Annotated in this window: 8 protein-coding genes; 1 reads left to right on the top strand and 7 read right to left on the bottom strand. The window is 63.1% G+C overall.

Annotated features, from left to right (window positions below):
* Window positions 1-23 precede the first annotated feature (23 nt).
* Window positions 24-2,111, top strand: a complete 2,088-nt coding sequence (gene pta, locus PPA02S_RS21005) for a phosphate acetyltransferase (protein ID WP_028631651.1) — start codon at window positions 24-26, stop codon at window positions 2,109-2,111.
* A gap of 241 nt (window positions 2,112-2,352) precedes the next feature.
* Here the strand turns inward: pta and PPA02S_RS21000 are convergent, their stop codons facing one another.
* From PPA02S_RS21000 to PPA02S_RS20970, 7 genes are all read right to left on the bottom strand, one after another.
* The gene (locus tag PPA02S_RS21000; protein WP_028631652.1) at window positions 2,353-3,069 is read right to left on the bottom strand and encodes a YiaD family glycine zipper/OmpA-like lipoprotein; all 717 of its coding nucleotides are present in this window, start codon (window positions 3,067-3,069) and stop codon (window positions 2,353-2,355) included.
* Between the two features lie 102 nt (window positions 3,070-3,171).
* Complete coding sequence (locus tag PPA02S_RS20995) at window positions 3,172-3,864, bottom strand: sensor histidine kinase (RefSeq protein WP_028631653.1); 693 nt, start codon at window positions 3,862-3,864, stop codon at window positions 3,172-3,174.
* A complete protein-coding gene (locus PPA02S_RS20990; protein ID WP_028631654.1) occupies window positions 3,861-5,468 on the bottom strand; it encodes a response regulator in 1,608 nt (535 codons plus the stop codon). The genes PPA02S_RS20995 and PPA02S_RS20990 overlap by 4 nt, the downstream gene beginning before the upstream one ends.
* Before the next feature lie 159 nt (window positions 5,469-5,627).
* A complete protein-coding gene (locus tag PPA02S_RS20985; RefSeq protein ID WP_028631655.1) occupies window positions 5,628-8,345 on the bottom strand; it encodes a winged helix-turn-helix domain-containing protein in 2,718 nt (905 codons plus the stop codon).
* 251 nt (window positions 8,346-8,596) lie between these two features.
* Complete coding sequence (locus PPA02S_RS20980) at window positions 8,597-9,961, bottom strand: DUF1329 domain-containing protein (protein ID WP_028631656.1); 1,365 nt, start codon at window positions 9,959-9,961, stop codon at window positions 8,597-8,599.
* 25 nt (window positions 9,962-9,986) lie between these two features.
* Window positions 9,987-11,873, bottom strand: coding sequence for a DUF1302 domain-containing protein (locus PPA02S_RS20975; protein ID WP_028631657.1), 1,887 nt, complete (start codon window positions 11,871-11,873; stop codon window positions 9,987-9,989).
* 321 nt (window positions 11,874-12,194) lie between these two features.
* On the bottom strand, window positions 12,195-13,877 hold the full coding sequence (locus PPA02S_RS20970) for a fatty acid--CoA ligase (RefSeq protein ID WP_028631658.1): 1,683 nt from the start codon (window positions 13,875-13,877) through the stop codon (window positions 12,195-12,197).
* Window positions 13,878-13,989: the final 112 nt, after the last annotated feature.

Below are 13,989 nucleotides of genomic sequence, written 5' to 3'. Positions count from 1 at the left end.
ACCGCTTATCTTGAGAAGCACGCATGCAGACTTTTTTCATAGCGCCAACCGACTTCGGCGTCGGCCTTACCTCCATCAGCCTGGGCCTTATCCGCACCCTGGAACGCGCCGGGTTGAAGGTCGGGTTCTTCAAACCGATCGCCCAGCCGCACCCAGGCGACACGGGCCCGGAAAGGTCCACCGAGCTGGTTGCCCGCACCCATGGCATCAAGCCCCCCACGCCCATGAGCCTGGGGCAGGTGGAGCGGATGCTGGGCGATGGCCAGCTGGACGAACTGCTTGAAGGTATCATTACCCTGTATCGGCAAGCCTGCGTCGGTAACGACGTGGTGGTGGTCGAAGGCATGGTGCCTACCCGTCACGCCAGCTACGCCGCGCGGGTGAACCTGCACCTGGCCAAAAGCCTGGACGCCGAGGTGATTCTGGTGTCGGCCGCCGAGCATGAAGTGCTCAGCGAGCTGTCTGGCCGGGTCGAGCTGCAGGCTCAGCTGTTCGGGGGCCCAAGGGACCCGAAAGTGCTCGGCGTCATCCTCAACAAGGTACGCACCGATGAAAGCATGGCGGCGTTCTCCACCCGCCTTCGCGAGCACTCGCCGCTGTTGCGTGGCGACGACTTCCGCCTGCTGGGCTGCATCCCTTACCAGCCCGAACTGAACGCCCCGCGTACCCGCGATGTGGCTGACCTGCTGGGCGCCCAGGTTCTCAACGCCGGCGATTACGAACAACGGCGCATGAGCAAGATCATCATCTGCGCACGCACCGTGGCCAACACCGTGCCGCTGCTCACGCCGGGTACGCTGGTGGTCACACCCGGCGACCGCGACGACATCATCCTGGCCGTCAGCCTGGCCGCCATCAACGGCGTGCCCCTGGCCGGGTTGCTGCTGACCAGCGACAGCAAGCCCGACGCTCGCATCCTTGGCCTGTGCCGGGGCGCGCTGCAGGCCGGGCTGCCGATCCTGTCGGTGAGCACCGGCTCCTACGACACCGCCAACCGCCTCAATTCGCTGAACCGGGAAATCCCGGTGGACGACCGCGAACGGGCCGAATTCATCACCGACTTCGTGGCCAGCCACCTCGACGCAGCCTGGCTGCACCAGCGTTGCGGCACCCCTCGGGAGCTGCGTCTGTCGCCGGCGGTGTTCCGCTACCAGTTGATCCAACGGGCGCAACAGGCCAACAAGCGGATCGTGCTGCCCGAGGGCGCCGAGCCGTTGCTGGTACAGGCGGCGGCTATCTGCCAGGCCCGTGGTATCGCCCGCTGCGTGCTGCTGGCCAAGCCCGACGAGGTGGACGCCGTGGCACGCGCCCAGGGCATCACCTTGCCCGATGGCCTGGAAGTGCTGGACCCGGAGCTGATCCGTGGCCGTTACGTGGAACCCATGGTGACGCTGCGCAACAGCAAGAACCTCAACGCGCCGATGGCGGAACAGCAGCTTGAAGACCCGGTGGTCATCGGCACCATGATGCTGGCCCTTGGCGAAGTGGATGGCCTGGTTTCTGGCCTGGTGCACTCCACCGCCAACACCATTCGCCCGGCCCTGCAACTGATCAAGACGGCCCCGGGTGCCAGCCTGGTGTCCTCGGTGTTCTTCATGCTGTTCCCCGAGCAGGTGCTGGTGTACGGCGATTGCGTGATGAACCCACACCCCAGCGCTGCGGAGCTGGCAGAGATCGCCCGGCAGAGTGCAGCATCGGCCCAGTCGTTTGGCATTGCGCCACGGGTGGCGATGATCAGCTATTCAAGCGACTCGGCCAGTGATGAAGAAGTGGACAAGGTGCGTGAAGCCACACGCATTGCCCAAGAGGCGGCCAGAGAGCTGTTGATTGATGGGCCGTTGCAATACGACGCTGCGGTCAACCCGGCGATTGCCCGCGACCTGGCACCGGGCAGCCAGGTAGCTGGGCGGGCGACGGTGTTCGTATTCCCAGATCTGAACACCGGCAACACCACCCACAAGGCTGTGCAACGCAGCACCGACGGTGTGAGCCTGGGGCCAATGTTGCAGGGGTTGCGCAAGCCGGTGAACGACCTGCCGCGTGGCGCGCAGGTTGACGATATTGTGCATACCATCGCGTTGACGGCCATACAGGCCAGTGAGGTGGGCTGAGGCGGTTGGGGCCGCTTCGCGGCCCATCGCAAGCTCATGGAGCTGCACGTAGCAAGCTGATCTCACAGGACCTGTGGGAGCGGCTTCAGCCGCGAACACCGGCGAAGCCGGTGCCATACTTCGCGCTGGATGCTTCGCGGGTAAATCGGATCGCCGCACCGCCGCTCCCACAAGGGACCGCGCCTTGCTTGCCGACTTCAACTTGCCGGGCGACAGCGCAGCCCCTTACTGCCTAACAGCATCAAGGGTACTGCTGTACCTGGCCTTGTTGCTGGTCGTACTGCTGACCGGGGATTGGCTTGAGGTTCACTTCCACACGGCGGTTCTGCGCGCGGCCATTGGCATCGGCGTTGCTGGCAATCGGCTGGTCCGGGCCCATACCACGCACCGACACCCGCGAAGCATCGACGCCCTGGGAAGTCAGGTAGGTACTGACCGCCTGCGCACGGCGCTGGGACAGGTCCATGTTGTGCTGGCGGCTACCGGTGCTGTCGGTGAAGCCGACCACTTCGATGGTGTTCTGGTTGAATTGCTTGAACGAGCCTGCCAGGTTGTTCAGCGGCGCATAGAAGCTTGGGGAAATGTTGGCCGAGTCGGTGGCGAAGGTAATGTTGCCCGGCATGATCAGCTTGATCTGGTCACCCTGGCGCTGAACTTCGACCCCAGTGTTGGCCATTTTCTCGCGCAGTTCGGCTTCCTGCTTGTCTGCGTAATAGCCATAACCGGCAGCGGCTGCACCAATGGCGGCGGCGCCGATCAGTGCGCCCTTGCCACGGTGGTTATGGTCGATGGCAGCACCGGCAACGGCACCTGCCAGCGCACCCAGGCCACCGTACTTGGCGGTCTTGCTCATGCCACCGGAGCCTTGCCCCTGGTTCTCGTAGGGGTTCTGGCCAGCACAGCCGGCCATCATGGCAGCGGCAGTTCCGACGATAATCAGGCGACGCATGTTGAACATGGGCAAGCTCCTACTGTAAGTCGTGAAGGCGGTAGATCTGAAACGGCTCTATGCCAGGGTTGGAGTGCCCCGGTAAAGGAAAATTCCATGAAGGAGTCTTCATCACGGCAGGAACAGTTTGAACAACCCGCCGCCCAACTCGCCCCCGTTGGAGATCTCGATCCGCCCCTGCACCCCGTTGCTTTCATGCAAGGCGGCAATGCGTGCAGCAAAGTAAAGGCCCAGCCCCGTGCTGCCACTGTTGGAATCGATGCCCTGGATGTACTCCTGCTGCCGGTCGATCATGCGCTGTGGGTAGCCCGGCCCGTCATCGTTCACGCAGATGGCCAACTGGTTGTCCGCTTCCTCGATGGTAATCAACAGCGCCTGCTCGGCGAAGCGCGTGGCGTTGGTGATCACGTTGGCGATTACCGAGGCCACCAGCTCACGGTCGAAGAAGCCCAGCGGGTTATCGGTGTCGATGCGCCAGCTTGCCTGAATGGCATTGTGCTGCAGCACCTCCTCGTGAGCCGCCAGCTGGGCTTCGATGAAGTCGTCCAGCTCGTGATAGTCGGGGCACACAGGCAGCTGGTTGACGCCCAGCTTGTAAAGCCCCAGCAGCTGCACGAGCATGCCATTGAGGTGACGGAACTCGTGCTCCATCACGCCCTGCTCCACGCCACCACGCAGTTCCTCGGGCAGGCGCTGTACCCACTGGCTGTGGGACTGGATCAGCGCGGAAAGCGAATTTTTCAGGTCGTGCACGGTGGAGGCGATCACCGTGGAAAAATCCAGCCCCTGATTGTCTTGATTCATGCGCCGAACACCCGGGTATGCAGTTTGCGGTAGCGGTCATAGCGGTTATCGCTGGCAGGAATGCCGGCCACGCTGGTCAAGGCGTCACGGCACTCCTGCATGATCGCAGGCTGAGGATTCTCACCGCCGATGCGCAGCAGCGCCTGGGCGGTGTTGAGGGCGATGCTGATGTTTTTGGGCTGCAGGCCCAGTGCCTTGCGGAACATCTGCAATGCCTCGCCAAGCTGACCTCCCTGGTAACTGCGCACGCCCTGACGGTTGAGCGTGACGGCTTCGGTAATGGCGTTGAGCACGCTTGGGTCGTCGGTCAGCTTGCCCACTTTTTCCATGACCTTGGGGTCGTCGCCATAACTCTCCACACAGTTCCTGAGCACCACGGTGGCCGCTGCATCCTGACCCATGGCCTGCAACTGCCGGGCAACCGTGAGGGCTGCATCCACCGAGAAGAACTGGTTCATCTTTTCCAGACGCAACACCGCCTGCTCCGTCAGCTTGGCAGCGGTTTCAGGGTCACCGGCCTGCTGCAGGCTGGCGGCCTTCATCATGCGCGCCCGAACCTGCAAACCCTGGTCTTCAGGGTTTTCCTTGGCCACTTCACTGAGGGTGGTGTTGATCTCGACACGGGTACGGGCATCCAGACCAAACCCGGCGTTGCGGTTCATCAGCGCCTGGGCCAGGCCCAGGTTGTTCTCGGCGTCTTTGTAACGCGAGCTTTGCCCCTGGGTGACCGCGTGGCGGAACGCCTTGGAAGCGCTGTCGAAGTCTTCGTTGGCCAGTGCCAGCTTGCCCAGCGTCGCCTGACGCCTTACAGACAGCGGTGACAGGCGCACGGCCTCTTCCAGCAGGCCCTGGGCGCGTTTGGTTTCGCCCTGGGCTACCAGCACTTCGGCAATGCCGTCGTACAGGGCTGGCATGATGGGGAAGGCCTTGAGCGCTTGTTCATACACCGCTTGCGCCTGGGCATTCTGCCCACGCTTGTGCATCAGGCTGCCCAATGCGGCGTACACCCAAGGCTGTGGGCGGCTGGCCAGGATGGCCTTGAGAAACTTCTCCAGCTCTTCGAACCGGTTGAGGTTGCGCAACGCATCGGCCCGGTAGCGCAAGCACAGCGGCGCCAGGCGCGGGTCTTTTTTGCACAGCTCTGCGCAGGCCGCCAGCACCTCACCGGGGCGATTACGGTCCAGTGCCTGGAGGATGGGCTTGAGCAAGGTCTTGCGCTGGTACAGTTTCTCGACCCGCTGGGCCAGGCCAACCCGGTTGAAGGGCTTGGTCAGGTAGGCGTCCGGCTCATGCTCGATGGCGCTGAGCACAATGGCCTGGCTGCTTTCGGCCGTCACCATGATGAACACGCATTCATGGCTGATGTGCTTGTCGATGATCAGGTCTTCAAGCACCTGCTGGCCGTTCTTCTTGCCATCGCCCAGGTGAAAATCCTGCAGGATGAAGTCGTAGCGCTTCTGCGCGCACATCCGCAATGCCTGCTCGCCACTGTCGGCGGTATCGACGTCCCGCACGCCCAGCTCGCGCAACATGGAGCGGGTCGAGGTGCGGAAGTCGGTGAAGTCGTCGACGATCAGAAAGCTCTTTTGCCCGAACTGCAGCATCAACACGACCTGCCTTGGAATAATGGGAAAAACCGCGCGAGGCGATGCCACCGATCGCTGTATCGGCAGCTGCTCGGAAAAGATGAAAGCGGGCAGCTGCGTTCCTGCAAGCTGGCCCCAAGCCAGCATTTTAGCGAGCAGCCGCCCGCTGGGCCAGCGTCACGCCAGCAAGCCGAGGGATTTTGCCCTGGCCACGGCCTGGGTACGGCGCTCCACACCCAGCTTGCTGTTGATATGGCTGGCGTGGGTTTTGACGGTGTGCAGCGAAATGAACAAGCGCTCGCTGATTTGTTGGTTAGACCAGCCTTGAGCGATCAGCTCGAGCACCGCCAGCTCGCGGCCGCTCAAGGCCTCCATGCCAGGGGCGCCGGTACTGGCAACTTTTGGCAGGCGCTGCAGCAGTTCGCCCTGGACCGGGCAGCTGGCATGCCCCTGCAACTGCTCGGCCAGCCACTGCGGGTGCTGTTCGAGCAGTACCTGAAAAGGCTGCAGTACCCCGCCACGCGCAGCTTCCAGCAAACCCGGCAGCCATTGCGCGGCCTTGCCGGCCTGGCCAGTACCCAACAACAGCGCCAGCAACTGCGCCAGCGCACTGACCGTGAGCATCATGCCGCCACAGCGCTGGCCGCGAGCGACCAGCGCCTCCAGGCGCTGTGCGGCCTCCTCGTAGCGGGCACGGCTGCGGTCCAGCCCTGCCTGCTGCAACGCCACATGGCACGGCAACAAGGGGTGGAACTCGGGCGCCAGTGCCGGTTGTTCCCCCCCATAGGTCTGGCCCAGGCGCTGCAGCCAGGACTCGGCCAGGTCTGTGCGCCCCTGTGCCAGCCACAGCTCGCATTTCACCAAGGTGATCATGGCCAGGTAGTACACAGGCGGCACGTCCCAGATGTGCATCAGGCGCTCTGCTTCGGCCAGTTCGGCAAACGCTTCGGCAAAATGCCCTTCACGCCCGTCGAGTGTGGCAATTACGCAATGGCCGATGAGTACGCTGATGTCGCGGCAGGCGCGCGCTTCACCGAGGCCCGCGCGCAAGCGGGCACGGCCCTGCACGGGGTTCAGGCGCGACACCTGCAGGTAGCCGTCGTACAGGGTCAGACGTGCGCGAATGGCATACAGGCGTTGTGCCGAAAGCCCTTGCAGGCGCTGCAGGCCCTGGCGCACTTCATCGAGCGCACGCAGCACCTCGCCACGGGCGTGCAGCACGCGCGCACGGTCGTAGTGGGCCAATGCTTCGAACAACGGGTTGCCGACCCGCTGGGCCAGCTCGAGCGCTTCGCGGTTCCAGCCGCGGGCACGCCAGAAGTCACCCTCGGCAATGGCCAGGTTGGACAAGGTGGACAGGCACACCAGGCGCTGGCCGTAACGCTTGCAAGGCAGGCTGTGCAGCGCTTCGCTGCAGTAAGCCAGGGTTCGCTCGCGGTCACCGCGGCCGCGGGCGATCACGCCACTGAGTGCCAGCCATTGCGCCAGCATGGATTTCTGCGCGCTGGCAGAGGGCGCGGGCAGAAAGCGGCTGAGGTAGCCGGCCAGTTCCTCGGCCGCGTCCAGCTGGCAGGCAAGGCCCAGTGCCCAGCTGTACAGCACGATCAGGCGAGGGGTACTGATCAGCAGGCTGTCGGGCAGGTCCATCTTCCAGCGCAACAGCATGCCGACGTTCTGTTCGGCCAGCAGTTGTTCTTCTGAAAGGCTTTGCACAAGGTCGGCCGCCACGTCCAGGTGCCCGCCGCGCAGCGCCTGCTCTACGGCTTCATCCAGCAAACCCTGGGCCTGGAACCAACGGCAGGCGCGCAGGTGCCGGCCAGCCAGCGGCTCGCTTTGCTGACGGCTGCGCAGCAGGTCGGAAAACAGGTGGTGATAGCGGAACCAGCGGCCGTGTTCGTCCAGGGGCACCAGAAATACCTGGTGCGCTTGCAGAAAACCCAGGATGGCGGCGCTGTCATCCCGCACCCGTAGTGCATCGCACAGGGGCGCGCAGAACCGTTCTTGGCAAGCAGTTTCATCGAGAAAGGCCTGCACGTCGGCAGGCAGCATGTCGATGACCTCTTCGAGCAGATAGTCACGGATCAGCCCTTCCCCGCCATGCAGTGCCTGGGGCAAGGCCTGGTCGTCAGCCGACTCACTGGCAGCCAGTTGCCAGAAGCGCAGGCCCGCTACCCAGCCATCACTGCGCTGGATCAGGTTGTCCAGTGCCTGGCCGCGCAGGCTGGTGGGCTTGCGGCCGATAACCGCCAGGGCTTCATCCACGGTCAGGCGCAGGTCCTGTTCGCTCAACTCGGCCAATTGCCGTGACAGGCGCAGGCGAGCCAGGTGCCAGTCAGGCCGCTGTCGGCTGGTGACCAGCAGCACCAGGCCAGCAGGCAGGTGATTGAGGAAGAACTGCAGGCAACCATCGAGCACAGGGCCCTGGGCCAGATGGTAGTCATCCAGCACCAGCAGCAATGGCGTATCAGCCTGGAAATACAGCGCCAGCTCATCGACCAGGCCATCGAGCCATTGCTCGAAGGCGAACGGCTGATGACGCTGGCGCATCTTCAGCAAACCCATGGCCTGCCCGCCCAAGGCCGGGCAGTGTTGTTGCAGGCCCTCGAGCAGGCGCTCGAGGAAGCGACCCGGGTCGGCATCACGCGGGCTCAAGCCCAGCCACAGGCTACGCCAATGGGCCGGTAGCGCCTCGCAGAACTCGATGGCAAGGCAGCTTTTGCCAAACCCCGCAGGTGCACTGACCAGCAGCAAACGCCCACCCAGGCCCGCGTGCAAGCGTTGGCACAGGCGCTGGCGAGCGACATGGCCATCGGGCAAGGGTGGCCGGAAGAAACGCCCGTCCAGCAGGCCCATGGCCTGGCTGGCGAATCCGTTCGTACGGGACAGGTCTGACATGGCCGGCTCGTTCTGGTTGGAAGAATACGGCGATAGCGGTGTTTGCGAGACTAGCGGTTAACGTCGCGTATTTGAAGGCAAAGGGGGGCGAATGCTGGGGAAAAGACTACGACAAAAAGCAACAACGACGATGGACAGAGGCTAAGGCGGGGGTTTGGTGGGGTATTCAGCGGGTTTATTGGGGGGCTGGGGGCGCTTTGCGCCCCATCGCGAGCTGTGCTCGCGCCTACATCGCCCCGCTTGGCTACGGATTAACGGATGCCGGACTGGCGCAGTGCTGCAGGCTGGAAGTCCGCTTTGCTGGCGGTGAAGCCGAAGTCGTATGCACGCTTCTCTTCGTTCTTCATGCCCAAGGCCAGGTACCTGCCCGATTGCAGGTCGTAGATGGCCTCCAGGGTGATCCACGGCACCTCCACGTTGTAGTACGGCTGGGCGTGGGCCTCGGACACGCGCCACAGCTGGCCACGGCCGTCGTACTGGTCGATCACGGCGGCCTGCCAGGTGTCTTCGTCGATGTAGAAGTCACGCTTGGCATAGATGTGCCGCTGGCCAGGCTTGAGGGTGGCAACCACATGCCACACCCGTCGCAACTCGTAACGGGCGAGGTCCTGGTTGATGTGCCCGGCCTTGACGATATCGGTGTACTTCAGCTTGGGGTCATCGAGCTTGAAGGCGTTGGAGGCAATGTAGAGCTCCTTCTTGCCCTCGAGCTTCCAGTCGTAGCGGTCCGGGGCACCGTTGTACATGTCGAGGTTATCCGAGGTGCGCAGGCCATCGGCTGCTGTGCCCGGCCCGTCGTACGACACCTGCGGTGCCTGACGTACGCGGCGTTGCCCGGCGTTATAGATCCAGGCCTTGCGCGGCTCCTTCACCTGGTCGAGGGTTTCGTGAACCAGCAGCACGGTGCCTGCCAGGCGCGCCGGGGCCGTTACTTCCTGTTTGAAGTAGAACAGGATGTTGCCCGGGTTGTTCGGGTCGTAATCCTTCATCCGGTCGCGGAACACGAACTGGTCAGAGAAATACACGGGGCTGAAGGAGCCGTTCTGCTGCGGCGTAGCCTGGATCACCTGCCGGCTGACGCTGCCGCCACGGTAGCGGGTGATGTGGTTCCAGATCACCTCCAACCCGGTTTTCGGGATCGGGAACGGCACTGCCGTGCGGAAGTTGTTCAGCCCGTTGCCGCCCTCAGCCAAAGTGGCTTTGGTGGCGTTTTCCTTGATGGCTGCGAACACATCAGCGGGGACGGTCGCCCCCCGATGGGTTTTGAAAACCGGGATTCTGTAGGTGTCCGGGTAACGCTTGAACATGGCCAACTGGCCAGGTGAGAGCTTGTCCTTGTACTGGTCAGCATTCTGCGCAGTGATGGTGAACAGGGGTTTTTCGCTGCCGTAAGGGTCGGCAAGGAAACCTTTGCCGTCGACGCTGCCGGCGGTTTTGGCCAGCGGCTGCCAGGGGCCGATGGAACCATCGGCATTGCCGGCTTTTTCCGCGCCCATTGGCGTCAGGGTGCTGCCCAGCTTCGCCGCCTCGTCCGCAGACACCGCTGCCATTACGCTGGTCGCCAGCAGGGACAGGCCCAGCACACCGGCTTGCAGCAGACTTCTGGTCTTGTTCATGTCGTGTCGTCCTGGATCTGTTTGCTTAGAAGTTCACACCGAAGCTGAGGGCGACGAAGTCGCGATCATCCACGGTGGTGTACTTGCCGTCGAAGAAGTTGGTGTACGAGAGGCTGGCGGTGTAGGTGTTCTGGTACTCGGCGTCCAGCCCCAGGCTGACTGCCTTGCGGCCTTCCTCGAAGTTGCCGCCCGGGCCTGGCGAGTAACCGGACACATCATGGGACCAGGCCACGCTGGGCTTGAGGTTGACCCCGGCGAACACGTCCGGGTAATCCCAGATCACGCGGGCGCGGTAACCCCAGGAAGTGCTGGTGGTGTAGCCGTCGTTTTCACACTTGCGGTTCAGGTTGGCCGTGGAGCTGCCCGGCCCGGCACCGGCGATGGTGCTGGCGTTGAGTGCCTGGCAGGTATTGGCGCCACCGGTAGAAGGCAGTGGGCCTGGGCCGTAAACCGGGTCGCGGCCATAGCGGGTGTCGTAGGCGCTCTCCAGGCCACCGACGTGGGTCACGCCCACCTCACCCACCACGGTCATGCGGCTGGCGCCCATCACCTGGTCGAAGAAGTGTGTGAGGGTAGTCTGGAACTGGGTGACCTCCTTGCGGCGATAGCCATGCAGGTCCTGGCCCGGGGTGCCGGTCAGCAGCGAAGCATTGCTGAGTGCGCCGCCCAGCGGGCGTACGCCAGCAAACAGAATATCGGTGGTGTTCAACTGCACCGGTGCGTTGGGGCGGTAACTGAGTTCACCACTCCACGCTGTACCGGTGGGCAGTGTGGTGGAGAAGCTAAGGCCATACAGGCGGATGTCTTCGGGGTATTCCACGAAGTACTGCGAGTTGCCGGCAACGATCAGCGGCGCCAGGGCGCGCAGTTGCGCTGGCAGGGTCGGGATGGCGGCGAACACCGAGGGGGATGCGCCGGTGGCGCTGAAGATCGGCGCGCGACTGTGGTAGTTCATGAAGTAGGCACCGAACTCGGTGTCCAGCGGCTCGAACATGTAGCGCATGGCCACGCCGAACTGCCCGCTGTCACGGGCATCGCGGTCGCCGCCCCGGCGCACCATCACCCCTTCCTCGTTGATGTTCACACCCCGCGTGGCCAGGAACTGGCGGGCTGCTGCCGGCACGGTGCGGCTGCTGTTGAGCACGCGCAGGTTGTTGTTGCAGCCGTCGGCAATGATGTCTGGCTGGGAGAAGAAGGTGCCGCAGTTGTCGACAACCGTCTGGTCCCACTCAAGCTGGTAGAACGCCTCGGCTGACAGGTTGTCGGTGAGGCTCTGGGAGATATAGAACATGTTGACCGGGATCAGGCCTTCCTTGATCTCGGCCCCGGGCCGGCGAAACGCCGACACGTCGATGGGGTTGATGGCGTTGATGCCGCTGCCGATGAAGGTGCTTTCGCCCCAGCTCACCACTTGCTTGCCCAGGCGCACCGAGCCCGGTTGGTCGCCGATGGAGTAGTTGTGGTAGACGAAGGCGTCGAGCAGTTCGGCACCGGACGACTTGGCGCCCTCCTTGCGGTTGGAATCACTGATGTCCTTGAACTGACGGTGCTCGTCCTTGAGTTCAAAGTCGTACCAGTACTTGCCGCGCACAAAGATGCCGGTGTCGCCGTACTTAAGCTCCAGGTCGTGAATACCCTTGAAGATCTTGGAGAAGGTTTCGCCCTTCTTGAAGTTCAGGTGGCCATCGTCAGAGGTTTGCGACAGGCCCTTGCCGCCGTTGTTGACCCCGATGAGGTTGCGGTTGGGGTTGGCGGTCGACCAGCTGGCGCCTATGGAGAGCGACGAGTCGAACTGGCCTTCGATTTCACCAATGTTGAAGCTGACTGCGAATGCTGGGCCGGCGAGCGTGGAAGCAAGGCTGACGGCCATGGGCAACCTGGCCCTGCGCCAGAACGGGTTTGCAGATTTCATCGACGCTACTCCATGTACTTTTTTGTTATGGCAGTGAGTCCCTTCAGGAATGGCCTGAACGACCGGCATGCAAGCGTGCGCCTGCGTACCCTCCCCTCCCGAAAAGCCCCTGACCCCGACTATAGCCAGCAAGGCACAGGCGCTTGATCCCTCTAAAGTGTGATTTGCGCTCCATGCCGCCAACCCGCTGGTGTTTGCTCCGCGTGCAGGCTGGCAGTGCTCAAGGATGGCGCATTTGCGCCGTTTGGCAAGACGCCGGGCCGCTCTGCCACGCGGGTTACCCCCGGGCAGATTGCCGCAGGCACCCCGGTTACCGCCCCGTTACAAGGTGGAAAGAAACGCACTGTTGCTGGCTTGCCACTGGACGATGTCCTGGCGGATACGTTTCTTGTCGAGTTTGCCGACACTGGTCTTGGGAATTTCAGTAACAACGGCGATCTGGCTTGGAATGGCCCACTTGTTGATCTGCCCTTGCTCCACGAACGGCTTCAAATGGTCTTTGAGTGCCTTGGCATCGACCGCCTGGCCCTCCCTGAGTACCAGCAGGGCGAATGGCCGTTCCCCCCATTGTGGGTCGGCCACGCCGACCACAGCGACCTCGCGAACCGCCGCGTGCCGGCTGATCAGGTCTTCGAGGTCCAGCGAAGATACCCACTCGCCGCCGGTCTTGATCACATCCTTGATGCGGTCGCGGATATCGATGAAACCCATGCTGTCGAGGGTGGCGACGTCACCTGTGTGCAGCCAGCCGCCTTGCCACAGGGCCTCGCTCTTCTCGGGTTCGTTCAGGTAGCCCTGGGTCAGCCAGGGTGCGCGCAGCACCAGCTCCCCCTGGGTTTCGCCATCGGCAGGCAGGAAGTTAGCTTCGCCGTCGACAATGGCAGCTTCCACCAGGGGCACCGGCACGCCGGCCTTGATGCGATAGCTGACCCGTTCATCTTCGCTGCCGGCACGCAGTTCATCATTGAGGTGGGCCGCAGAAATCAGCGGGCAGGTTTCGGACATGCCATACGCCGCCGTGAGCTGGATGCCGCGGGCCAGGGCAGCCTGGTACAACGAACGGTTCAAGGCACTGCCGCCGATGATGATCTTCCAGCCACCGAAGTGCTGCCCCTGGGCGCTTGGGCAGTTCAGCAGCATCTGCAAGATGGTAGGCACGCAGTGAGAGAACGTGACCCGTTCTTCACGCCACAGCCTGACCAGCATTTCTGGCTCGTAGCGGCCGGGGTACACCTGCTTCATGCCCAGCATGGTGGCGGCATAAGGGATACCCCAGGCATGCACATGGAACATGGGGGTTATCGGCATGTACACGTCATCGCTGCCGATCAGGCGCACGCTGTCGATACTGCCGGTCACCGACGTTTCGGCCAGCGTGTGCAGCACCAGTTGCCGGTGGGTGAAATACACCCCCTTGGGGTTGCCCGTGGTACCGGTGGTGTAGAACGTAGTGGCCACCGAGTTTTCGTCGAAATCGGGGAAGTCGTAGTGCGGGCTGGCAGCGGCCAGCAGTTGTTCGTATTCGCCCTCCATGCCTGGCAACGTGGCCTGGCTGGCCGCATCGTCGGTCAGCAGTACCGTGCGCTCGACCGTGGTCAATTGCCCGGCAATGGACTGGTACAGGCCTGCAAAATCACTGTTGACCAACACCAGGCGGTCTTCGGCGTGGTTCATGGTGTAGAGGATCTGCTCAGGCGACAGGCGCACGTTGATGGTGTGCACCACCGCCCCGATCATGGGAATGGCGAACATGCACTCCAGGTAACGGTGGCTGTCCCAGTCCATCACCGCCACGGTATCACCGGCCTTCACGCCGGCGGCAGTCAGCACGTTGGCCAGCCGTGCAATACGTTCGTTAAGCTGCGGGTAGGTCAGGCGCAGCGTGTCCCGGTAGACGATTTCGCGGGTTTTCTCGTAGCGGCTTGCAGACATCAGCAGGCGCTTGATCAGCAGCGGGTACGCATAGGCGCCCTCGGCGGGCTTGATGATGCGGGTCTGCAACATAAATATCCCTTTCATTGAGCAGCAGGCTGGAAACGTGTGGCCGTTACTGTAGTTCGCCGATATGACAGCCAAATCAGCCGAAGGAATGATTTGCCAGGCGCAGGTGTGAGGG

Source organism: Pseudomonas parafulva NBRC 16636 = DSM 17004 (assembly GCF_000730645.1).
Lineage (GTDB): Bacteria > Pseudomonadota > Gammaproteobacteria > Pseudomonadales > Pseudomonadaceae > Aquipseudomonas > Aquipseudomonas parafulva.
Note: the sequence above shows the minus strand (reverse complement) of the source record. Positions and strands in the feature narration are given on the sequence as shown.